This is a genomic window from Pseudomonas sp. (assembly GCF_050739655.1).
Classification (GTDB): domain Bacteria; phylum Pseudomonadota; class Gammaproteobacteria; order Pseudomonadales; family Pseudomonadaceae; genus Aquipseudomonas.
Genome location: NZ_JBOIBY010000223.1, coordinates 1 through 22977, shown reverse-complemented (window position 1 = coordinate 22977; position 22977 = coordinate 1). Strand labels below are relative to the sequence as shown.

The 22977-nt window shown below is 59.4% G+C and carries 23 protein-coding genes, 1 tRNA gene and 1 pseudogene; 14 read left to right on the top strand and 11 right to left on the bottom strand.

What is annotated here, in order from left to right; translation table 11 throughout:
* The 5 genes and pseudogenes from glnA to ntrC all read left to right on the top strand — a co-directional run.
* A pseudogene (glnA, locus tag ACRESJ_RS11130) lies at positions 1-769 on the top strand (glutamine synthetase); the annotation flags it as partial.
* Positions 770-1010: 241 nt separating this feature from the next.
* A complete protein-coding gene (locus ACRESJ_RS11125) occupies positions 1011-1526 on the top strand; it encodes a DUF4124 domain-containing protein (protein ID WP_431757943.1) in 516 nt (171 codons plus the stop codon).
* Positions 1523-2116, top strand: coding sequence for a DUF4124 domain-containing protein (locus ACRESJ_RS11120; RefSeq protein WP_431757942.1), 594 nt, complete (start codon positions 1523-1525; stop codon positions 2114-2116). Before ACRESJ_RS11125 ends, ACRESJ_RS11120 begins: the two co-directional genes overlap by 4 nt.
* A gap of 241 nt (positions 2117-2357) precedes the next feature.
* Positions 2358-3443: a nitrogen regulation protein NR(II) gene (gene glnL / locus ACRESJ_RS11115; RefSeq protein ID WP_431757941.1), complete on the top strand. Its 1086-nt coding sequence runs from the start codon at positions 2358-2360 to the stop codon at positions 3441-3443.
* A complete protein-coding gene (ntrC, locus tag ACRESJ_RS11110) occupies positions 3440-4876 on the top strand; it encodes a nitrogen regulation protein NR(I) (RefSeq protein WP_137804065.1) in 1437 nt (478 codons plus the stop codon). The genes glnL and ntrC overlap by 4 nt, the downstream gene beginning before the upstream one ends.
* 550 nt (positions 4877-5426) lie before the next feature.
* Here the strand turns inward: ntrC and ACRESJ_RS11105 are convergent.
* Positions 5427-5867 (bottom strand): hypothetical protein, encoded by a 441-nt coding sequence (locus tag ACRESJ_RS11105; protein WP_431757940.1) that lies wholly within the window; start codon positions 5865-5867, stop codon positions 5427-5429.
* On the opposite strand from ACRESJ_RS11105, the gene trmL reads away from it, so the two are divergent.
* Positions 5866-6321, top strand: a complete 456-nt coding sequence (gene trmL / locus ACRESJ_RS11100; RefSeq protein ID WP_431757939.1) for a tRNA (uridine(34)/cytosine(34)/5-carboxymethylaminomethyluridine(34)-2'-O)-methyltransferase TrmL — start codon at positions 5866-5868, stop codon at positions 6319-6321. The genes ACRESJ_RS11105 and trmL overlap by 2 nt on opposite strands.
* Positions 6322-6457: 136 nt before the next feature.
* Here the strand turns inward: trmL and secB are convergent, their stop codons facing one another.
* Genes secB through ACRESJ_RS11085 form a run of 3 tightly spaced genes read right to left on the bottom strand, consistent with a single transcriptional unit; the run spans position 6458 to position 7655 of the window.
* Positions 6458-6943 carry a protein-export chaperone SecB gene (secB, locus tag ACRESJ_RS11095; RefSeq protein ID WP_008058540.1) on the bottom strand — a complete coding sequence of 162 codons (486 nt, stop codon included), beginning with the start codon at positions 6941-6943 and terminating at the stop codon, positions 6458-6460.
* Between the two features lie 42 nt (positions 6944-6985).
* Complete coding sequence (grxC, locus tag ACRESJ_RS11090) at positions 6986-7240, bottom strand: glutaredoxin 3 (RefSeq protein ID WP_431757938.1); 255 nt, start codon at positions 7238-7240, stop codon at positions 6986-6988.
* A 1-nt stretch (position 7241) separates the two neighbouring features.
* Positions 7242-7655: a rhodanese-like domain-containing protein gene (locus ACRESJ_RS11085; protein ID WP_431757937.1), complete on the bottom strand. Its 414-nt coding sequence runs from the start codon at positions 7653-7655 to the stop codon at positions 7242-7244.
* A 156-nt stretch (positions 7656-7811) separates the two neighbouring features.
* On the opposite strand from ACRESJ_RS11085, the gene gpmI reads away from it, so the two are divergent.
* From gpmI to ACRESJ_RS11065, 4 genes are all read left to right on the top strand, one after another.
* Positions 7812-9341: a 2,3-bisphosphoglycerate-independent phosphoglycerate mutase gene (gene gpmI, locus ACRESJ_RS11080; protein WP_431757936.1), complete on the top strand. Its 1530-nt coding sequence runs from the start codon at positions 7812-7814 to the stop codon at positions 9339-9341.
* Between the two features lie 215 nt (positions 9342-9556).
* Positions 9557-10849, top strand: a complete 1293-nt coding sequence (locus ACRESJ_RS11075; RefSeq protein WP_431757935.1) for a murein hydrolase activator EnvC family protein — start codon at positions 9557-9559, stop codon at positions 10847-10849.
* Positions 10850-10879: 30 nt separating this feature from the next.
* Complete coding sequence (locus tag ACRESJ_RS11070) at positions 10880-12196, top strand: S41 family peptidase (RefSeq protein ID WP_431757934.1); 1317 nt, start codon at positions 10880-10882, stop codon at positions 12194-12196.
* Positions 12197-12198: 2 nt separating this feature from the next.
* On the top strand, positions 12199-12975 hold the full coding sequence (locus tag ACRESJ_RS11065) for a divergent polysaccharide deacetylase family protein (RefSeq protein WP_431757933.1): 777 nt from the start codon (positions 12199-12201) through the stop codon (positions 12973-12975).
* A 27-nt stretch (positions 12976-13002) separates the two neighbouring features.
* Here ACRESJ_RS11065 and ACRESJ_RS11060 read toward each other — a convergent pair whose 3' ends face one another.
* From ACRESJ_RS11060 to ACRESJ_RS11030, 7 genes are all read right to left on the bottom strand, one after another.
* Positions 13003-13758, bottom strand: coding sequence for a substrate-binding periplasmic protein (locus ACRESJ_RS11060; protein WP_431757932.1), 756 nt, complete (start codon positions 13756-13758; stop codon positions 13003-13005).
* A gap of 78 nt (positions 13759-13836) precedes the next feature.
* Complete coding sequence (hisF, locus tag ACRESJ_RS11055; protein WP_329513889.1) at positions 13837-14607, bottom strand: imidazole glycerol phosphate synthase subunit HisF; 771 nt, start codon at positions 14605-14607, stop codon at positions 13837-13839.
* Between the two features lie 9 nt (positions 14608-14616).
* Positions 14617-15354 (bottom strand): 1-(5-phosphoribosyl)-5-[(5-phosphoribosylamino)methylideneamino]imidazole-4-carboxamide isomerase, encoded by a 738-nt coding sequence (gene hisA, locus ACRESJ_RS11050; RefSeq protein ID WP_008041005.1) that lies wholly within the window; start codon positions 15352-15354, stop codon positions 14617-14619.
* A 92-nt stretch (positions 15355-15446) separates the two neighbouring features.
* A complete protein-coding gene (locus tag ACRESJ_RS11045) occupies positions 15447-15710 on the bottom strand; it encodes a DUF2164 domain-containing protein (protein WP_431757931.1) in 264 nt (87 codons plus the stop codon).
* Positions 15711-16349: an imidazole glycerol phosphate synthase subunit HisH gene (hisH, locus tag ACRESJ_RS11040; protein ID WP_431757930.1), complete on the bottom strand. Its 639-nt coding sequence runs from the start codon at positions 16347-16349 to the stop codon at positions 15711-15713. It lies immediately after the preceding gene.
* Entirely contained in the window at positions 16349-16942 is a 594-nt protein-coding gene (hisB, locus tag ACRESJ_RS11035; RefSeq protein ID WP_007939452.1) for an imidazoleglycerol-phosphate dehydratase HisB, read from the bottom strand. The genes hisH and hisB overlap by 1 nt, the downstream gene beginning before the upstream one ends.
* A gap of 274 nt (positions 16943-17216) precedes the next feature.
* Complete coding sequence (locus ACRESJ_RS11030) at positions 17217-18878, bottom strand: OFA family MFS transporter (protein ID WP_431757929.1); 1662 nt, start codon at positions 18876-18878, stop codon at positions 17217-17219.
* Between the two features lie 362 nt (positions 18879-19240).
* Here ACRESJ_RS11030 and ACRESJ_RS11025 point away from each other — a divergent pair, with 362 nt between their 5' ends.
* The 4 genes from ACRESJ_RS11025 to ACRESJ_RS11010 all read left to right on the top strand — a co-directional run bounded on the left by ACRESJ_RS11025 (position 19241) and on the right by ACRESJ_RS11010 (position 22977).
* On the top strand, positions 19241-21466 hold the full coding sequence (locus ACRESJ_RS11025) for an AsmA family protein (RefSeq protein WP_431757928.1): 2226 nt from the start codon (positions 19241-19243) through the stop codon (positions 21464-21466).
* Entirely contained in the window at positions 21463-22530 is a 1068-nt protein-coding gene (gene mutY / locus ACRESJ_RS11020) for an A/G-specific adenine glycosylase (protein WP_431757927.1), read from the top strand. Before ACRESJ_RS11025 ends, mutY begins: the two co-directional genes overlap by 4 nt.
* On the top strand, positions 22527-22799 hold the full coding sequence (locus ACRESJ_RS11015) for an oxidative damage protection protein (RefSeq protein WP_110965884.1): 273 nt from the start codon (positions 22527-22529) through the stop codon (positions 22797-22799). The genes mutY and ACRESJ_RS11015 overlap by 4 nt, the downstream gene beginning before the upstream one ends.
* A 102-nt stretch (positions 22800-22901) precedes the next feature.
* Positions 22902-22977, top strand: a tRNA-Phe gene (locus ACRESJ_RS11010).

Genomic DNA, 22977 nt, shown 5'->3' with positions numbered 1-22977 from the left:
GGCAACTGCCGGCCAGAACGAAATCGGCGTCAAGTTCAACACCCTGGTGAAGAAAGCCGACGAAACCCAGACCCTGAAGTACGTCGTGCACAACGTTGCCGATGCTTACGGCCGTACCGCTACCTTCATGCCTAAGCCTCTGTACGGCGACAACGGTTCGGGCATGCACGTTCACATGTCCATCTGGAAAGACGGCAAGAACACCTTCGCTGGCGAAGGCTATGCCGGCCTGTCCGATACCGCCCTGTACTTCATCGGCGGCATCATCAAGCACGGTAAGGCGCTGAACGGTTTCACCAACCCGGCGACCAACTCCTACAAGCGTCTGGTTCCAGGCTTCGAAGCTCCAGTGATGCTGGCCTACTCGGCCCGTAACCGCTCCGCTTCGATCCGTATTCCTTACGTGTCGAGCCCGAAAGCCCGCCGTATCGAAGCACGCTTCCCGGATCCGGCTGCCAACCCGTACCTGTGCTTCGCCGCACTGTTGATGGCTGGCCTGGACGGCATCCAGAACAAGATCCACCCTGGCGATGCAGCTGACAAAAACCTGTACGACCTGCCGCCTGAAGAGGCGAAAGAGATCCCACAAGTTTGCGGCAGCCTGAAAGAAGCCCTGGAAGAGCTGGACAAAGGTCGTGCGTTCCTGACCAAAGGCGGCGTGTTCTCCGACGACTTCATCGACGCTTACATTGCTCTGAAAAGCGAAGAAGAAATCAAGGTACGTACCTTCGTACACCCACTGGAATACGAGCTGTACTACAGCTGCTAATCCGGTAGCACCTGCGCAAGCGGCGTGAACAAGAGGCCTCCTTCGGGAGGCCTTTTTTATTGAAAAAATCAAAAGATCGCAGCCTTCGGCAGCTCCTACAGCTGTACGCGAAACCCTGTAGGAGCTGCCGAAGGCTGCGATTTTTTGACCTTGCCCTTCTATATCCAGAAATAAACAAGCTGGGCCAACCAGGCACCCTGACCTATGCTGCACCCCAACGCTTTCGTTCCCGGCCGATGTCATGCCTCGTGGTTTTCTCTACATTTTGCTGCTGACCGCCCTGCCCGCCGCCGCACAGATCTATAAGTACACAGATGCCGACGGCAATACCGCCTACAGCAATCAACCGCCTGATGGCGTGCCCGCCCAACCGGTCGACTTGCCGCCACTCAATAGCGTCGAACCCCAGTCTCAGGGCAATCCTGCACCAACGGCCAAAGCCGGTAGCCGCGAGCAATCCGAGGGCACCTACGAAGTACTTGAACTCAAAGGCTTGCCCACCACCGAAGCCCTGCGCGCCAACAACGGCACCTTCACCGTCAACGTGCTGATCAAACCGCGCCTGCAAGGGTCGCATCTGTTCAGACTGTTACTGGACGACCAACCTTACGGTCAGCCGGGCAATGTGCCGGCCCTGCAATTGGTCAACATTGATCGCGGCCTGCACAGTCTTGCCGTCCAGGTCATTGAAGGCGAAACCGTGGTACAGCAAAGCCCCAGCGTGACCTTCACCGTGCAGCGGGTGCACAAACCTTGAAATACTGGCCGCTGATCACCTGCCTGCTCACCCTGCCCGCCCAAGCGGAGGTCTTTACTTACATCGATGCCCAGGGCAATCGTGCCTTCACTGACCAGCCGAAACCGGGCAACGCCAAACGCGTACCGTTGGCAACCGGCAATCGAATGGCTGCCCCTGACACTGCATCGACGATCACGACAAAGTCGCCCGAAAAAAAACCACAGTTTCACTACGACATGTTGCGCATATTGGTCCCGGAGCCTGATGCCACCGTGCGCAGCACTGCTGGCGAACTCATCGTCAGCATCACCAGCGAGCCCGGCCTGCAACGGGGCCATCGCTACCGCCTGTTGCTCGATGGCCAGCCTACAGCCAAGCCCGGTATCAGCCCGGTGTTCCCGCTGAGCAACATTGATCGAGGCACCCATCATCTGTCCGTGGAAGTCCTCGACGAAAAGGGTCGAACCGTCGAACGCACCGCCAATCAGCCATTCCACATGCTGCGCATGACCCTCGCACAGAAACGCAAGGTCAAACCCTGCACCCTCAGCGACTTCGGCCAACGCCCGGAATGCCCGCTCGCCGATAAACCGGCCGAAGAAAAATAATCACTTTTGCGCGATTTCTAACCCTGCAAGGGTTTACGCACTATATTGGTGCAAATAGTTGCATCGCACAGGAGTGACAACCCATTTTGGTTCGAAATTACTCGCCAGAACCCGCAAAGCGCCACGCAATCGAGCGTTAAACGCCCGTTTCAGGCGATGAACGCTTCTTTTCGGAGCCTTGGTTTGGTTCTTGCAGATTCCTCTCATCGGCTTTTTATTCATGCGCCAAAAGAGGTCCCGAATGACCATCAGTGACGCACTACACCGCTTGTTGCTCGACAACCTGACCACCGCGACGATTCTGCTCGACGCCGAGTTGCGCCTTGAGTACATGAACCCGGCGGCGGAAATGCTCTTGGCCATCAGCGGTCAGCGCAGCCACGGACAGTTCATCAGCGAGTTGTTCACCGAATCCACCGAGGCGCTCAATTCCCTGCGCCAGGCGGTGCAGCAAGCGCACCCGTTCACCAAGCGCGAAGCCATGCTCACGGCGCTGACCGGCCAGACACTGACGGTCGATTACGCGGTCACACCGATTCTGAGCGGCGGCGACACGATGCTGCTGCTCGAAGTCCATCCCCGCGACCGTCTGTTGCGCATCACAAAGGAAGAGGCGCAGCTGTCGAAACAGGAAACCAGCAAGATGCTGGTGCGCGGCCTCGCTCACGAAATCAAGAATCCGCTGGGGGGCATTCGCGGCGCGGCGCAGTTACTGGCCCGCGAACTACCAGAAGAGAGCCTGCGCGATTACACCAACGTGATCATTGAAGAGGCCGACCGTCTGCGCAATCTGGTTGACCGCATGCTCGGCTCCAACAAGCTGCCCTCGCTGGCCATGTGCAACGTCCATGAAGTACTGGAGCGTGTCTGTCAGCTGGTCGAGGCGGAAAGCCAGGGCTGCATCACTTTGGTGCGCGATTACGACCCGAGCATTCCCGACGTCCTGATCGATCGCGAACAGATGATCCAGGCCGTACTGAACATCGTGCGCAATGCGATGCAGGCCATCAGTAGCCAGAACGAGCTGCGCCTGGGTCGCATCACCCTGCGCTCGCGCACCATGCGTCAGTTCACTATCGGCCACGTGCGCCATCGCCTGGTGACCAAGATCGAAATCATCGACAACGGTCCGGGCATTCCTGCGGAACTTCAGGAAACCATTTTCTTCCCTATGGTCAGCGGTCGTCCGGACGGCACCGGGCTGGGCCTGGCCATTACCCAGAACATCATCAGCCAGCACCAGGGCCTGATCGAGTGTGACAGCCACCCAGGCCACACCACGTTCTCGATCTTTCTGCCACTGGAACAAGGAGCCACATCGACATGAGCCGTAGTGAAACCGTGTGGATCGTCGATGACGACCGTTCTATCCGTTGGGTCCTGGAAAAAGCCTTGCAGCAGGAAGGCATGACCACGCAGAGCTTCGACAGCGCCGATGGCGTGATGAGCCGCCTGGCGCGCCAGCAACCGGATGTGATCATCTCCGATATCCGCATGCCCGGCGCCAGCGGCCTGGACCTACTGGCGCGGATTCGCGAACAGCACCCACGGCTGCCAGTGATCATCATGACGGCGCATTCGGATCTGGACAGCGCTGTCGCGTCCTATCAGGGTGGTGCGTTCGAGTACCTGCCCAAGCCGTTCGACGTCGACGAAGCGGTGTCCCTGGTTAAACGCGCCAATCAGCACGCCCAGGAACAACAAGGCCTGGAAGTCGCTCCGACCCTGACCCGCACCCCGGAAATCATCGGTGAAGCGCCGGCGATGCAGGAAGTATTTCGCGCCATCGGGCGCTTGAGCCACTCCAACATTACCGTGCTGATCAACGGCGAATCGGGCACCGGCAAGGAACTGGTTGCCCACGCCCTGCACCGCCACAGCCCTCGCGCAGCATCGCCGTTCATTGCGCTGAACATGGCCGCCATTCCAAAAGACTTGATGGAGTCCGAACTGTTCGGCCACGAAAAAGGCGCGTTCACTGGCGCAGCCAACTTGCGTCGCGGTCGTTTCGAACAGGCTGACGGCGGCACGCTGTTTCTCGATGAAATCGGCGACATGCCGGCGGACACGCAAACCCGCTTGCTGCGCGTACTGGCCGATGGCGAGTTCTACCGCGTGGGTGGTCACGTTCCGGTAAAGGTTGATGTGCGAATCATCGCCGCCACCCACCAAAATCTGGAAACCCTGGTACACGCCGGGAAATTCCGTGAAGACTTGTTCCATCGCCTCAACGTGATTCGCATCCACATCCCGCGCCTGTCGGATCGTCGCGAAGACATCCCGACCCTGGCCAAGCACTTCCTCAGCCGTGCCGCGCAAGAACTGGCCGTCGAACCGAAGCTGCTGAAAAACGAAACCGAGGAATACCTGAAAAACCTGCCGTGGCCGGGCAACGTGCGCCAGCTGGAGAACACCTGTCGCTGGATCACGGTAATGGCTTCCGGTCGCGAAGTGCACATCGGCGATCTGCCGCCGGAGCTGCTGAGCCTGCCACAGGATTCGGCGCCGGTGACCAACTGGGAGCAAGCGCTGCGTCAATGGGCGGATCAGGCGCTGGCCCGTGGGCAGTCGAGCCTGCTGGACAGTGCGGTGCCGACTTTTGAGCGGATCATGATTGAGACCGCCCTCAAACACACCGCTGGGCGCCGCCGCGATGCTGCGGTTTTGCTGGGCTGGGGTCGTAACACCCTGACACGCAAGATCAAGGAGCTGGGGATGAAGGTCGATGGTGGGGATGATGATGAGGGGGATGAGGGCTAAATAGCCTTTAGTTCTTCATTGTCAGTTAGATCCATTCGCGGGCAAGCCCGCTCCCACAGGGATCATTGGTGTTCACACAATCTGTGTATCACCAAGGCCACTGTGGGAGCGGGCTTGCCCGCGAAGCTTTTCAGGGCCGGGTGCACCGCCGCAATGCACCGTGAACCGCAATCGCGCACCGCAACCGATGCGATTTCCTGCCTGCGTTCACATCCGAACCACTACCGAAAAAACACGAAAGCCCCGAATCACGGGGCTTTCAACGCGCATGCACTGCTTTCTGTTTCAACTTATTAAAACCTGGCACGCCGCCTGCAATAGTCCATTCAGTGATTCGATTCACTAACCCGTTTCGGGGACCTTGGTACAGGCAGGCCGGGGATTCCCCTCTTTACATCGGGCTCATACCGCACAAGCGACGAGCCCATCCGCTTTTGGGGTCTCTGGTACAGGCAGGCCAGGGATTCCTTCTTTACACCGGGTTCACGCCGCAATGCGCGAACCCTCCCGTTTGGGGACCTTGGTACAGGCAGGCCGGGGCTTCCCTCTTTTATTGCTCCCGGAGATGGATCTCCAGTCGCCAGCGGTCATCGACCTCGCTACCGGTCCACTCTCCCTGCAGGGGCCGGGCCGCCACCAGCGTCAGCAACAACCCCCCATCACTCTTGCGCGTTCGCCAGTTCACGTCCTTACCGTTGAGCTTGAGCTGACCCTTTTGCGTCTTGCCTTGAGCTTCAAACAACAGCGCGACACTGCCATCGACGATCTCGCCATGGGTCTTGGGTTCGTTGTTGAACCACACCACCAGACCGTCGCTTGTCACCTCAAGCTGCTGCAGCTCGCTGGGGTCAGGTGTGGTCAGGCGACCGATCATCAGGCCCACCATCAGCCCCACAATCGCCAGCGAAGCCATGACACGCGGGAATTGTTTCGAACGATTGTCGGCTTGCGGCGTAGAATGCCGCTCATCTTTACCTTCGGAGCCGTGCATGTTTCACGTCATCCTTTTCCAACCAGAAATTCCGCCGAATACCGGCAACGTTATCAGGCTGTGCGCCAACAGTGGCTGCCACCTGCATTTGATCGAACCGCTGGGCTTCGAGATGGACGACAAGCGCCTGCGCCGGGCCGGCCTCGACTATCACGAGTATGCCACCCTGCAACGCCACGCGGACCTGGCGAGCTGCCTGGAAAGCCTGGGCCATCCAAGGGTGTTCGCCTTCACCACCAAGGGCTCGCGGCCATTCCACGATGTGAGCTTCGCGCCGGGTGATGCCTTCCTGTTCGGCCCGGAAAGCCGTGGGCTGCCCGCCGAAGTGCTGGATGCGCTGCCTGGCGAGCAACGCCTGCGCCTGCCGATGCGAGAAGGTTGCCGCAGCCTGAATCTGTCGAACACTGTGGCGGTCGCCGTGTACGAAGCCTGGCGCCAAAACGACTTCAAGTAACCCCGCGATCATTTTCGCTTGCTAGAAACAATCGCGGGCAAGCCCGCTCCCACAGGGTTCTTTGGTGTTCACACAATCTGTGATTCACCTTGTCCACTGTGGGAGCGGGCTTGCCCGCGATTTTCAGCAGCGCCGCTTATTGAACGGTCGGAGTCTCGCCAGCCGCCTGCATGCGTTGCAGCTCTTGCGCGTACAGCGCGTCGAAGTTCACCGGAGCCAGCATCAGGGCCGGGAACGAGCCACGGGTCACAAGGCTGTCCAGCGCTTCACGAGCGTACGGGAACAGGATGTTCGGGCAGAACGCGCCCAGGGTGTGGCTCATCGAAGCATCGTCCAGGTTCTTGATCAGGAAGATACCGGCCTGTTGCACTTCAGCGATGAAGGCTACTTCTTCACCGTTCTTCACGGTGACCGACAGGGTCAGCACGACTTCGTGGAAGTCACCTTCCAGCGCCTTTTGACGGGTGTTCAGATCCAGACCGACGCTCGGCTCCCACTGCTGGCGGAAGATCGCCGGGCTTTTCGGGGCTTCGAAGGACAAGTCGCGTACGTAGATGCGCTGCAAGGAGAATTGCGGTGCGGTTTCTTCTTCGCTAGCTGCAGTGTTCTGTTGGTCAGTCATCTCAGATCCTTTCTGATCTTGGGCTTTTATAGGGTATGGAATTCAGGCCTTGAGCAGCGCGTCGAGCTTACCTACGCGATCCAGGGCAAACAAATCATCACAGCCACCAATGTGGCGCTCGCCGATCCAGATCTGCGGCACGGACGTGCGTCCGGCTTTCTGAGCCATGGCGGCGCGCACCTGAGGCTTGCCATCGACCTTGATCTCCTCGAAGGCCACGCCTTTGCTCTCGAGCAGGAATTTGGCTCGCGAGCAGTAACCGCAGTAATCGCTGGAGTAGACGACGACGTTACTCATATCACTTCACCAGCGGCAGATTGTCGGCTTTCCAGCTGGAAACACCACCGGACAGCTTGGCGGCGGTGAAGCCGGACTTCATCAGCTCGCGAGCGTGGGTACCAGCGGTCTGGCCCATGGCATCGACCAGGATGATGGTCTTGGCCTTGTGCTTTTCCAGCTCGCCGACACGGGCGGCCAGCTTGTCGTGCGGAATGTTCAACGCGCCAACAATGTGACCGGCGGCAAAGTCCTTGGTCGGACGAATGTCGATCACCACGCCAGCGTCTTTGTTGACCAGGCCGGTCAGCTCACCGGTGCTCAGGCTACGGCCGCCGCCTTGCATCTGATAGACAATCAGCGTGGCCAGCAGTACGACGAAGATACCGACGAGAATGTAGTGGTTAGTGGCAAATTCAATCAGGTGAGCAACCATCGAAGGAGGTTCCAGGGCATTAAAATGTCGGCCAGTATACACAGCCACTATGGTGGGCCAAACCCCGTCTGGCGGTGACGTGGCCGGAACTTCGCTTTAAACTGCCACTCCCATTTTTCCATCGCCCATTTTTTAATTCAGCCACGAGTGGATTCCATGACTACCACGCCTAAACCTTTGGTCCTGATGATTCTCGACGGCTTCGGTCATAGTGAAAACCCTGACTCCAACGCCATCTACGCGGCCAAAAAGCCCGTGCTCGACCGTTTGTGGGCCACCGTGCCGAACGGCCTGATCTCCGGTAGCGGCATGGACGTCGGTCTGCCGGATGGCCAGATGGGCAACTCCGAAGTCGGCCACATGAACCTCGGCGCTGGCCGTGTGGTGTATCAGGACTTCACTCGCGTGACCAAATCGATCCGCGACGGCGAGTTTTTCGAGAACCCGACCATTTGTGCAGCGGTGGATAAAGCTGTCGCCGCTGGCAAAGCCGTGCATTTCATGGGCCTGCTGTCGGATGGCGGCGTGCATAGCCACCAGGATCACCTTGTGGCCATGGCCGAACTGGCCGCCAAGCGGGGCGCCGAGAAAATCTATCTGCATGCCTTCCTCGACGGCCGCGACACGCCGCCGAAAAGCGCGCAATCGTCGATCGAACTGCTTGACGCCGCCTTCCAGGCCCTGGGCAAAGGCCGCATCGCCAGCCTGATCGGTCGTTACTTCGCGATGGACCGTGACAACCGTTGGGATCGCGTGTCCCAGGCTTATAACCTGATCGTCGACGGCCAGGGCGAATTCAACGCCGCCACCGCCCAGGAAGGTCTGCAAGCGGCTTACGAACGAGGCGAGAGCGACGAATTCGTCAAAGCCACTTCCATCGGCGAGCCGGTGAAAGTCGAAGACGGCGATGCCGTGGTGTTCATGAACTTCCGCGCCGACCGTGCCCGCGAGCTGTCCCGCGTGTTCGTCGAAGCCGATTTCAAGGAATTCGAACGCAGCCGTCAGCCAAAACTGGCCGGCTTCGTGATGCTGACCCAATACGCCGCCAGCATCCCTGCCCCTGCGGCTTTCGCGCCAGGCAGCCTGGAAAACGTACTGGGCGATTATTTGGCGAAAAACGGCAAGACCCAACTGCGAATCGCCGAAACCGAGAAGTACGCACACGTGACCTTCTTCTTTTCCGGCGGTCGCGAAGAGCCATTCCCGGGCGAAGAACGCATCCTGATTCCATCGCCGAAAGTCGCCACCTACGACTTGCAGCCGGAAATGAGCGCGCCGGAGGTCACCGATCGCATCGTCGATGCCATTGAGAATCAGCGCTACGACGTGATCGTGGTCAACTACGCCAACGGCGACATGGTCGGCCACAGCGGCGTGTTCGAAGCTGCGGTGAAGGCTGTTGAATGCCTGGACCAGTGCGTCGGCCGTATCGTTGACGCGCTGGAAAAAGTCGGCGGCGAAGCGCTGATCACCGCCGACCACGGCAACGTCGAGCAGATGTCCGACGAAACCACCGGCCAGGCCCACACCGCCCACACCACCGAGCCAGTGCCGTTCATCTATGTCGGCAAGCGCGACCTCAAGGTGCGTGAAGGCGGCGTATTGGCAGACGTGGCACCGACCATGCTCAAGCTGCTGGGCCTGGAAAAACCGGCGGAAATGACCGGCACTTCGATCCTCGTCTAATCACTGCAATACCCTGTGGGAGCTAGCCTGCTAGCGATAGCAATCTGACATCCAACACCCTTGTTGAATGTGCTGATGCAATCGCTAGCAGGCTAGCTCCCACAGTTGTTTATGGTGTTTTTCTATCCAGTTATCACACAGTCCCATTTGGGCATTTTTTTTGCTGTCCATGGCGGGCATACTAGGCCTTCCTTTCCCTGGTGCTGCCCGCCTCTATGCTCCGCGTCCTGATAGCCCTCGCTCTGACTTGCCTGCTCCAACCGGCCTTCGCTGACGAGCGCGCGCAAACCCAACAACAGTTGGACGCCACGCGTCAGGACATTGCCGAGCTGAAAAAACTGCTGGGTAAGCTGCAGGAAGAAAAATCCGGTGTGCAAAAAGACCTCAAGGGCACCGAGACCGAAATGGGCCAGCTCGAAAAGCAGGTTGAAGCCCTGCAAAAAGAGCTGAAAAAGAGTGAATCCGAGCTGCAGCGGCTCGATGCGGAGAAAAAAAAACTCCAGAGCGCGCGCACTGAACAGCAACGACTGATCGCCATCCAGGCCCGCGCGGCCTACCAGAACGGCCGTCAGGAGTATTTGAAGCTGTTGCTCAACCAACAGAATCCCGAAAAATTCGCTCGCACCCTCACCTATTACGACTATCTGAGCCAGGCGCGCCTGGAGCAGCTGAAAAACTTCAACGAAACCCTGCGCCAACTGGCCAATGTCGAAAAAGACATCGCCATGCAGCAGGCGCAATTGCTGGTACAGAAAAGCAGCCTCGACACCCAGCGCGAAGAACTCGATAAAGTCCGTCAGGAGCGCCAGCAAGTCCTGGCCAAGCTCAATGACGACGTAAAGGCTCGCGACCAGAAACTGGCAGCCCGCGAGCAGGATCAGGCAGACCTGTCTAAAGTCCTTAAAACCATTGAAGAAACCCTGGCTCGCCAGGCTCGTGAGGCAGAAGAAGCGCGACAAAAAGCGCTGATTGCCCAGCAGGAAGCCGAAAAAAAGCGTTTACGTGAGGCTCAGGCTCAAGCAGATGAGACTGATGCCCCGCGCAAACCCGTCAAATCGACACCTGGCGCACTGGTTTCCAGCTCCGGCGAAACTTTTGGCGGTGCGTTTGCGTCTACTCGCGGCAGACTTCCCTGGCCTGTCGATGGTCGACTGCTGGCACGCTTCGGTGAAAGTCGTGGCGACGATGCCCGCACCAAATGGGACGGTGTGATGATTGGTGCCTCTGCCGGCAGCGCAGTGCACGCGGTGCACGGCGGTCGCGTGGTGTTCGCCGACTGGTTGCGCGGCGCCGGGTTGCTGGTGATTCTCGACCACGGCAACGGTTTTTTGAGTCTTTACGGTCACAACCAGACGCTACTCAAGTCTGCGGGTGATGTGGTGAAAGCCGGTGAGTCCATCTCCACTGTCGGTAGCAGTGGCGGACAGGACACGCCAGCGCTGTATTTTGCTATTCGTCAGCAGGGTCACCCGAGTGATCCGGCGCAATGGTGCCGCGCGCAAGGATAAGCGTGCGACCTAATTAGGAGTTCGTTCGACATGCTGCATTTGTCCCGCCTTACCTCGCTGGCCCTGGCGATCGCCCTGGTGATCGGCGCGCCCCTGGCGTTTGCCGCTCAACCGGCCCCGGCGGTTGCGCCTGCGGGCACTGCTGCGACCACCAAGGCGCCACTGCCTTTGGAAGAGTTGCGCACCTTTGCCGAGGTCATGGATCGGATCAAGGCCGCGTATGTCGAGCCGGTAGACGACAAGACCCTGCTGGAAAACGCGATCAAAGGCATGCTCAGCAACCTCGACCCGCACTCTGCCTATCTGGGCCCTGAAGACTTCGCTGAATTGCAGGAAAGCACCAGCGGCGAATTCGGCGGCCTGGGCATCGAAGTCGGCGCCGAAGACGGATTCATCAAAGTGGTATCGCCGATCGACGACACGCCGGCCTCCAAGGCCGGTATTCAGGCGGGCGACTTCATCGTCAAGATCAACGGCCAGCCAACCCGTGGCCAGAGCATGACCGAAGCCGTGGACAAAATGCGCGGCAAGATCGGCCAAAAAATCACCCTGACCCTGGTACGCGACGGCGGCACGCCATTCGACGTGACCCTGGCCCGCGCCATCATTCAAGTGAAGAGCGTGAAGGCGCAGCTGCTGGAGTCCGGCTACGGCTACATCCGCATCACCCAGTTCCAGGTCAAGACCGGCGAAGAGGTCTCCAAGGCTCTGGCCAAGCTGCGCAAGGAAAACGGCAAGAAGCTTAACGGCATCATCCTCGACCTGCGCAACAACCCCGGTGGCGTACTGCAGGCCGCGGTAGAAGTGGTCGACCATTTCATCACCAAGGGCCTGATCGTCTACACCAAAGGCCGAATCGCCAACTCCGAATTGCGTTTCTCCGCCACTGGCAAGGATGAAAGCGAAGCCGTGCCGATGGTTGCGCTGATCAACGGCGGCAGCGCCTCGGCCTCGGAAATTGTGGCCGGCGCCCTGCAGGATCAGAAACGTGCAGTGATCATGGGCACCCCAAGCTTCGGCAAAGGCTCGGTTCAAACCGTACTGCCACTGAATAACGAGCGCGCACTGAAAATCACCACGGCGCTGTATTACACGCCTAATGGCCGTTCGATCCAGGCCCAGGGCATCGTGCCGGACATCGAGGTACGCAAGGCCAAGATTACCAGCGAGCAGGACAGCGAGTACTTCAAGGAAGCCGATCTGCAAGGGCACTTGGGCAATGGTAATGGCGGCGCCGACAAGCCAAGCAGTTCCAGCAAAGCCAAGCCAATGCCACAGGATGACGATTACCAGTTGGCCCAGGCCCTGAGCCTGCTCAAAGGCCTGAGCATCACGTCCGGCCGTTGAGGATGGGTTTGCGTTTCATCTTCGTCCTGTTGTGCTGCCTGGTGGGTACGGTTCACGCAGAACCCGCCAGGTCGACGCCTCACAAAGTCTATGTAAGCCTGATCATCGACGACCTGGGGCAAAACCTGCCCCGGGATCGCCGCGTGCTCGCCTTGCCCGGGCCAGTCACCACGGCAATCATGCCGGACACACCTCACGCTACCGAATTCGCCCGCGAAGCCCATCGCGCCGGCAAAACCGTCATCCTGCACATGCCCATGGACCCCGCCACCGGGCCATTTGCCTGGCATCCCGAGCTTCCCATTGATGAACTCGAGAAACGCCTGAATGCCGCGTTCAAAATGGTGCCCTACACCGCAGGCATCAATAACCACATGGGCAGCCGCATGACCGCGCAACCTGCCGCGATGGCCTGGTTGATGAGCGACTTGCAGCGGCGCCACAAATTCTTCGTCGACAGCCGTACCAGCGCACAAACCGTGGCCGCGAAAGAGGCACAGAAGATCCAACTGGCCAGTGTCTCGCGTGATGTATTTCTCGACGATGAGCGCACGGAGGCGGCGATTTTCACCCAGCTACAGACGGCGATAAGCCTGGCGCGCAAACAGGGCTCGGCGGTGATGATCGGGCACCCCTACCCGCAAACCCTCGCGGTACTGGAGCGCGAGCTGCCAAAATTGAAGGCTCAGGGAATTGAGTGGATTGATATCAAGCAGATGATCAGCGTACGCAGCAATCGGGCGACGACTGCGCATGGCAAGGATGGGGCTTACCGCTAACCTGGTGCCACATTGGAGTGTTGGATGTTAGAGATACCGCGCCATGATCTCTTCCACTTTGCCTTCCTTGCGCAACTGATCCAGCGCAGCTTGCAGCTTGGCAACCGTTTCGTCCGGCACGTCTTTGTTCAGCGCCAGGTAAAGCTCGGCGCTGTTGAACCGCAACACCGTCTTGAGCCCGCTCACACCTTCCTGACGCGCCAGGTAGCGCCCAGCCGGATCACCCGTGGCCCACAGATCAATCTGGCCATTGACCAGTTTCTTCGCGTTGTCCTGATCGCGCAGCACCACCACTGGCTTCAATCCCTGCTTGGTCAGGGTCTCGGCAATCGCATCGCCCTTATAGGCGCCGATCTTGTACTTGCGCGCATCATCCAGGGACTCGAGGGTGATCTTACTGTCAGCCTTGGCCAGCATGATCCAGTCGTCCGGACCGATCGGGCCAACCCACTTGAAGAGTCGTTCGCGGTCCGGCAACCGCGCCATCACGAACGCACCGTAACCCGGGTTTTCCAGAGCGAGTTTGTAAACACGCTCCCAGGGAAACCGCAGGGTCAGGCTATAGGTAATGTCGGTACGCTTGAATATTTCGCGGACGATGTCCGTGGCGATGCCATCGATGTTCTCGCCCTGAGCGAAGTTCTTGCCGTTCTTCGCCATGTTGTACGGAGGGAAATTTTCAGTCAGCAACACCATGTCGGTATCGGGACTGTCGGCGGCTTGCACTCCATTGATGAACAACAGAGAAGCGCTGGCGAGGGCAAGAAGAAGGCGTCTAAGCATGTCTGGCTACCGAAATCCATGGCGTACCCAAGAGTGCCTTGAGCCCGCCATGATGTCCACTGGCCTGTATCGGTTTGTTTAACGCATCACAATTCCGCGATGGGCCATATAGGCCTTGGCTTCCTGCACGGTGTATTCGCCGAAGTGGAAAATACTCGCCGCCAGCACTGCACTGGCGTGGCCTTCGAGGATACCGTCGGCCAGGTGTTGCAGGTTGCCGACGCCACCGGAAGCGATCACCGGAATGCCCAGCGCGTCGCTGATGGCGCGGGTCACACCCAGGTCGAAGCCGTTTTTCATGCCGTCCTGATCCATGCTGGTCAGGAGGATTTCGCCAGCACCCAGGCCTTCCATCTTCTTCGCCCATTCAACGGCGTCGAGCCCGGTCGGCTTGCGCCCGCCATGGGTGAAGATCTCCCAGCGCGGGGCTTCGCCCGGCCCGGACACCTTCTTCGCGTCGATGGCGACCACGATGCACTGCGAGCCGAAATGCTGCGCGGCTTCGCCGACGAATTCCGGGTTGAACACCGCGGCGGTGTTGATCGACACCTTGTCGGCGCCCGCATTGAGCAGGTTGCGGATGTCCTGCACGGTGCGTACGCCACCGCCCACGGTCAGCGGGATGAACACCTGGCTGGCCATGCGCTCGACGGTATGCAGCGTGGTATCGCGGCCGTCGACGCTGGCGGTGATGTCGAGAAAGGTAATCTCGTCAGCACCCTGCTCGTCATATCGACGGGCGATTTCCACCGGGTCACCGGCGTCGCGGATGTTTTCGAATTTCACACCCTTGACCACCCGGCCGTTGTCCACGTCCAGGCAAGGGATGATACGTTTGGCCAGCGCCATGATCAGTCCTCAGCCTTTGTACGAATCGCAGAAAGCTTGCGCTTCGGCGACGTCGAGGGTGCCTTCATAGATCGCCCGGCCGGTGATTGCGCCGATGATGCCTGGCGCCTTGGCGTCGAGCAGCGACTTGATGTCACCCAGGTTGTGGATGCCGCCGGAGGCGATCACCGGAATCTTCGTGGCAGCAGCCAGTGCGGCGGTGAACGGTACGTTGCAACCCTGCATCATGCCGTCTTTGGCGATGTCGGTATAAACGATGGCGGACACGCCGTCGGCTTCGAACTGCTTGGCCAGGTCAATCACCTGAACCGTGCTGATTTCAGCCCAGCCGTCGGTGGCGACAAAACCATCCTTGGCATCGAGACCAACGATCACCTTGCCCGGGAAAGCGCGGCAGGCTTCAGCGACGAAGGCTGGATCTTTCACGGCTTTGGTGCCGATGATCACGTAGCTCACGCCAGCCTTCACATAGTGCTCGATGGTTTCCAGGGAGCGGATACCGCCACCGATCTGGATCGGCAGGTTCGGGTAGCGCTTGGCGATGGCGGTAACCACTTCGCCGTTTACCGGTTGGCCTTCGAACGCGCCGTTCAAGTCGACCAGATGCAGACGACGGCATCCGCCCTCTACCCACTTGGCAGCCATGCTCACCGGGTCATCGGAGAACACTGTGGAATCTTCCATGCGGCCCTGGCGCAGACGAACACAGGCACCGTCTTTAAGATCGATAGCGGGAATAATGAGCATGCTTTTTCCTTCGTCAAAAGAGCTGCTAGCTGCAAGCCATAAGCTGCAAGCAGGCACGCGTATTAATTCTTGCAGCTTGAAGCTTGGAGCTTTCAGCTGCTCTTTTCGAGCGCCCACAGGTCGCTTTCGATGCTTTCGAACCTCTCTTTGAGGTGCGTCTGCACATCGAAAATCGCCCTGTTGTAATAGTGCGGAGCAATTTCGCGGGTAAACAGCTCAAGAATCTCAGCAGCCTCAAACGAGCCCAGGTCGAGTTCAAAGCGGTCTTCCATGAAACGCTTGATCTTGCGATTGGCCTCGCTCTCTTGCTCAGGGGTGAGCGTGAGGATCGGCGGCTTGGATTTCTTGACGGCCATTTACCAGCGACCGTCCCACGCAGCGAAGTTCTGCAGCAATTGCAGGCCATGGGTATGGCTCTTCTCCGGGTGGAACTGCACGGCGAAACGCGAACCATCGGCCAGCGCGGCGGCGAAATCGACACCGTAGTGACCGCCACCCACCACCTGGCGCGCGTTGGCGGCGGCGATGTAGTAGCTGTGCACGAAGTAGAAGCGCGCCATGTCCGGAATGTCGTGCCACAGCGGGTGATTCACCGTCTGCTTCACCTGGTTCCAGCCCATGTGCGGGACTTTCAGGTGTTCGCCGTCTTCATGCAGGTCCTTGCCGAAGAACTTCACCGCACCCGGGAACAGACCGATGCAATCGACGCCGTCATTCTCTTCGCTGGTGTCGAGCAAGGCTTGCATGCCGACGCAGATGCCGAGGAACGGGCGATCCTGGCTGACTTCACGCACCAGCGAATCGAAACCGAGGCGACGGATCTCCGCCATGCAATCGCGAATCGCGCCAACGCCGGGGAAAACCACCCGGTCGGCTTCACGAATCACGTTCGCATCGCTGGTGATCAGGACCTTGCCGGCACCGACGTGTTCGAGGGCCTTGGCCACCGAGTGCAGGTTGCCCATGCCGTAATCGATAACCGCGACTGTCTGCATTACAGAACGCCCTTGGTCGATGGCATTTGCCCGGCCATGCGGTCATCGAGCTCAACAGCCATGCGCAGCGCGCGGCCGAAAGCCTTGAACACGGTTTCGATCTGGTGGTGAGTGTTGTGACCGCGCAGGTTATCGATGTGCAGGGTGACGTTGGCGTGGTTGACGAAGCCCTGGAAGAACTCCTGGAACAGGTCAACGTCGAAGCCGCCGACGGTGGCGCGGGTGTACGGAACATGCATTTGCAGGCCCGGACGGCCGGAGAAATCGATCACCACGCGCGACAGCGCTTCATCGAGCGGCACATATGCGTGGCCATAGCGACGGATGCCCTTCTTGTCGCCGATGGCTTTGGTGAAAGCCTGGCCGAGGGTGATACCGACGTCTTCCACGGTGTGGTGGTCATCGATATGCAGGTCGCCCTTGCTGACGATATCCAGGTCGATCAACCCGTGACGGGCGATCTGGTCCAGCATGTGCTCAAGAAAAGGAACACCGATATCGAATCGGGCCTTTCCGGTGCCATCAAGGTTGATCGAGGCTTTGATCTGGGTTTCCAGAGTGTCGCGCTCGACAGACGCCATACGTTCGGCCATCACCAGCTCCGCAAAATCATTGGGCGAAAAAGGCAGCCATTATAGGCGTGCGGGCGCCAAACAGAAACACGGGAGGTGATATCACTGACGGAGTGAATTCAGCGTCGCTGATTCTGTACATGTCAGTACAAGCATCCCAAGACCACTGATCGCTCCCACGCTCTGCGTGGGAGTGAACCCCTGGACGCTCTGCGTCCGCTCTGAATGTGACGCGGAGCGCCACGGGAGGCATTCCCACGCAGAGCGTGGGAACGATCAGGACAAAGCTTGGGCGTTAGTGGAAAAGAACCGCAGTCTTCTGCAAAGTCACCCACACACCCCACGCCAACGGAATGCCCACCGCCAGCCAGGCAGCAATCGCCAAAGGCTTGGTGCCCGGCGCCGCTTTCCACTCCAGCGACGTGCTGGCGTCAGCACCCTTGTCGTGGCCCAGCGCCTGTTCGGCAGCCAGTTCCGCGTCGGTCATGAAGTACTTGTCGGCCACCGGGCGCACCATCAAGTTGCACAGGAAGCCCAGCACCAGCAGGCCCGCCAAGATGTACAAGGTGATGTCGTAAGCTGCGGCGCGCTCAACGCCGATACTCAATTGATACTCACGCAGGTAGTTCACCAGCACCGGGCCCAACACCCCCGCCGCCGCCCACGCCGTCAACAGACGACCGTGGATCGCGCCGACCATCTGCGTACCGAACAGGTCCGCCAGGTAAGCCGGAACAGTCGCAAAGCCACCGCCGTACATCGACAGAATGATGCAGAACGCCGCCACGAACAGCGCGACGCTGCCCAAATGACCGAGGTTCGGAATCAGCCCGTACAGCGCAAAACCCAAAGCAAAGAACACGAAGTAGGTGTTTTTGCGACCCAAATAATCCGAGAACGATGCCCAGAAGAACCGACCACCAATGTTGAACAGGCTCAACAAACCAGTGAAACCGGCAGCGATCGCAGCAATCGAGGCCAGTTGCCCGGCATCCAGTTGACCGAACGGCAAGTCGTTACCCAACAATTTGCCGCCGAACACTTCCTGCAACAGTGGCGAAGCCATGCCGAGGATGCCGATACCGGCCGATACGTTCAGGCACAACACCAGCCAGACCAGGCGGAATTGCGGGGTTTTCCAGGCCACGTTCACGTGCACGTGACGGTGGGTGATCATGGCGTTCGAGGCTTTTTTCGCCGGCGCAGTCCAGCCCTCAGGCTTCCAGCCGGTTGGCGGAACGCGGTAAGACAGGGCACCACCAATCATGAATACGAAGTAGATCGCGGCCATTGCCACGAAGCTCTGCCATACACCGACACCTTCCGGCGAGCCGAAATGGCTCATCAAGGCTGTCGCCAGCGGCGCACCGACCATCGCACCACCGCCGAAACCCATGATCGCCATGCCGGTCGCCATGCCGCGCTTGTCCGGGAACCACTTGATCAGGGTCGACACCGGCGAGATGTACCCCAGGCCCAGGCCGATACCGCCGATGACGCCGGAACCGATCCACATCAGCCAGATCTGGTGCGTGTAGATACCCAACGCCGAAATCAGCAGACCGCCACACCAGCACAGCGCCGACACAACGCCAGCCTTGCGCGGCCCGGCATGCTCCAGCCAACCGCCCCAAATGGCTGCCGAGCAACCCAGGAAAATGAAGAACAGGGTGTAGATCCAGCCGAGCATCGAGATCGGCCAGTCGCATTGCGAAGAAAAGACTTGAGCGATAAAACTCATGTCCGGCGCACAGGCCAACGGCTTGCTGATACCCAGCGCCTTGGACAGTGGCAACCAGAACACCGAGAAGCCATAGGCCATGCCGATGCAAAGGTGGATGGCCAGAGCGGCCGGTGGTACCAGCCAACGGTTGAAACCGGGCTTGGCGATGATGCGCTCCTTGGACAGGAACGCAGGCTGATCGGCATAGCCGCCCGCCGCGATACTCGTGGTCATTGTGCATCCCCCAATTATTAGTATGGTTCGCCAGCAACGCTTTGCCCCCAGCCTTAATGCGCACGCATGACTGTTTTTTCGGGGTTAAGCACCATTTTGACGCGACCTCAGGTCGCAGAAGGACCGACGAACGGGCGAAGGTTACCATTTGCACGTGACAGAAAAACCAAACTGACATCACGTTTTGCAACGTTGTCTGTTCTCGTACCACTATTGGCGCACATGCTCCCTGTGTGAGCTGCCGCAGGCCGGTTGATGTGCCGCTGGATGTCCTGTCCGAGTGATCGCTGACCGGTCGTCTCGTTCGGAGCGCTATACTCCCCGGCTAAATTTCGAATTCGACTAACTACAAGGACTCGCCCATGAAAGCGTTCGGCAAAATCCTGGGTCTGGTACTTCTCGGGCTGTTGCTGATCATTGTGGCGCTGGGCTTCGCCCTGACCCACCTCTTCGATCCCAACGACTACAAAGACGAGATTCGCCAGATTGCCCGCGACAAGGCCCACATCGAACTGACGCTCAATGGCGATATCGGCTGGAGCCTGTTCCCGTGGCTGGGCCTGGAATTGCACGACGCCGGTGTCGCGACCCTGGCCAAACCCACCGAGCCGTTCGCCGACCTGCAGATGCTCGGCCTGTCGGTCCGTGTGCTGCCGCTGCTGCGTCGTGAAGTGCAGATGAGCGATGTGCGTGTCGAAGGCCTGAACCTGCGCCTTAACCGCGACAAGGATGGCCACGGCAACTGGGAAGACATTGGCAAGGTGCCCAAGCCAGCGTCCCCGCAGACGCCCGACGCAACCACCAACCAGGCTGAACCGCAAACCACCGCCCAGGCGGAAAAACCGTCCCAGCCCATTCGCCTGGACATCGACAGCCTGACCGTTAACAACGCTCGCGTTGAGTACAACGACGAAAAAACCGGCAAGCAATTCAGCGCCGAAAGCATTCAGTTGAGCACCGGCCCAGTCCATGACTCCACCAACATTCCGGTCAAGCTCACCGCGTTCCTGGGCACCAACCAGCCGGTCCTGCGGGTGCGCACCGAACTCAAGGGCGAACTGCGTTTCGAGCGCGCGTTGCAGCGCTACAAACTTGAAGACATGAAATTGTCCGGCGAAGTCGCCGGCGATCCGCTGCAAGGCAAAACCATGACGTTCGCGGCCCAAGGCCAGTTGTTGCTGGACAAGGCAGCCAACGTCGCCGAGTGGACCGGCATCAAGATTTCCGCCAACCAGCTGCGCGCCTTGGGTGAACTGAAGGTCAACGACCTCGACAAAGCCCCGCAGGTCAGCGGCGGCCTGTCGATTGCCCAATTCGACCTAGCGAAATTCGTCGACAGCATCGGCCAGAAACTCCCGGCCATGGCCGAAGGCAGCCTGAGCAAAGTCGAACTGGCCACCCGCCTCGCCGGCACGCCTTCCAGTCTCACGCTGGACGACATCAACCTGAAAGTCGATGACAGCACGTTCAGCGGCCGCATTGCCGTCGAAGACTTCGACAGGCAATCACTGCGTGCAACGCTCAAGGCGGACACCTTCAACGTTGATCGTTACCTGCCGCCGAAGTCGGCCGAGGCCAACAGCACCAAGCAAGTACGTCAGGCTGAAGTGGCCAGCACCGAAGCCGATGCCATGGCAGGCGCCGGCAGCACGCCGCTGCCGCCATCTCCGACCAAAGAGGCCTGGAGCAACGAGCGACTGTTGCCGGTGGAGCGCCTTGCCAAACTGGATGTGGACGTCGACCTGACCTTCGGCCAGTTGACCCTGGAAAAGCTGCCGATCCACAACGCGGTTCTCAAGGCCAATGGCCAAGGTGGCTTGCTGACGCTGGCGAGCCTGCGTGGCGACCTGTACGAAGGCAACTTCGAAGCCAAGGGCACTCTCGACGTGCGCCAACAGACACCGGTACTGAACATGCAGACGCAAATCAGCCAGGTCCCCGTCGAAAAAATCCTCGAAAGCCAGGGTAAAAATCCACCGGTCAAAGGCCTCGTCACACTCAACAGCACCCTGACCAGTAGCGGCAACAGTCAGAAAGCGTTGATCGAAACCCTGAACGGCAATGCCAGTTTCGCCATCAACAATGGCGTGCTGCTCAATGCCAACCTCGAACAACAGCTGTGCAAAGGCATCGCCACCCTCAACCGCAAAACCCTCAGTGGCGAGCCACGGGGCAAGGACACGCCATTCCAGGAACTCAAGGGCACCCTGAACTTGCGTAACGGCGTGGCCAGCAATCCGGACCTGAAAGTGCGCATCCCGAGCATGACCGTCAATGGTGATGGTGATGTCGACCTGCGGGTGCTGGGCATGGACTACCGCGTCGGCATCATCGTCGAAGGCGACAAGAGCGACATGCCGGACCCTGCCTGCCAGGTCGGTGAGAAATTCGTCGGCATCCAATGGCCACTACGCTGCCGTGGCCCGCTGGAGCTGGGCGCCAAGGCTTGCCGCCTGGATAACGAACGCATGGGTCAGGTCGCGAGCAAACTGGCGGGTGAGCGGATCAGCGAAAAGATCGATGAGAAGCTGGGTGACAAGGTCAGTCCGGAACTCAAAGACGCGCTCAAGGGGCTGTTCAAGCGATGAGAGCCGAGCAGTTTTCAACGGCGGTACTCGACTGGTTCGACCGCCACGGCCGTCACGATTTGCCCTGGCAACAGGACATCAACCCGTATCGGGTGTGGGTCTCGGAAATCATGTTGCAGCAGACCCAGGTCAGCACTGTGCTTAATTACTTCGACCGTTTCATGGCTTCGCTGCCGACGGTCGAAGCCCTGGCCGCTGCGCCGGAAGACGAAGTGCTGCACCTGTGGACCGGCTTGGGTTACTACACCCGTGCGCGCAATCTGCAAAAGACCGCGAAGATCGTCGTCGAGCAGTACGGCGGCGAATTTCCCCGGGATGTGGAAAAACTCACCGACCTGCCCGGCATCGGCCTGTCGACCGCCGGCGCTATCGCCAGCATCAGCATGGGCCTGCGCGCGCCGATCCTCGACGGCAACGTCAAACGCGTGCTTGCGCGCTTCACCGCGCAAGAGGGCTACCCCGGCGAGCCGAAGGTCGCCAAGCAGCTCTGGGCGAACGCTGAACGTTTTACGCCCCATGATCGAGTCAATGCCTACACCCAGGCGATGATGGACCTGGGCGCCACGCTCTGTACTCGCAGCAAACCCAGCTGCTTGCTCTGCCCGCTGGAAAAAGGCTGTGAAGCGCACATGCTTGGCCTGGAAACGCGCTACCCGATTCCCAAGCCGCGTAAAGCCATTCCACAGAAGCGCACGCTGATGCCGATGCTCGCCAACGCTGAAGGCGCAATCCTGCTTTACCGTCGCCCTTCCACTGGCCTGTGGGGCGGCCTCTGGAGCCTGCCGGAACTCGATGACCTCGACGATCTGCAACACCTGGCCTCGCAGCACTCACTGGAGCTGGGCGCTCAACAATCGCTACCCAGCCTGGTGCACACCTTTAGCCATTTTCAATTGTCCATCGAACCCTGGCTGGTCCAGGTCCAGGAAGCCGGCCATCACGTGGCCGAGGCCGACTGGCTCTGGTATAACCTCGCCACCCCGCCGCGCCTGGGCCTCGCCGCCCCGGTAAAGACCTTGCTTGAACGCGCGGCCGCCGTATTGAACGCAGGAGAATCCTCATGACCCGCACCATCATGTGCCGCAAGTACAAAGAAGAATTGCCAGGCCTGGAACGCGCGCCGTTCCCAGGCGCCAAAGGCCAGGACATTTTTGATCACGTCTCGGCCAAGGCCTGGGCCGACTGGCAAAAACACCAGACCCTGCTGATCAACGAAAAGCGCTTGAACATGATGAACGCCGAAGATCGCAAATATCTTCAGGGCGAGATGGACAAGTACTTCTCCGGCGAGGAATACGCCAAGGCCGAAGGCTACGTGCCGCCGTCCGAATAACCTGCTTTTGCGGGGGGCGGAACGTAAGCGACGGTAATAATTAAATTTTTTTTGAAAACTTGCTTGACGACCCCCTGAAAAACCCGTTTAATGCGCCCCGTTGCCCAGATAGCTCAGTCGGTAGAGCAGGGGATTGAAAATCCCCGTGTCGGCGGTTCGATTCCGTCTCTGGGCACCA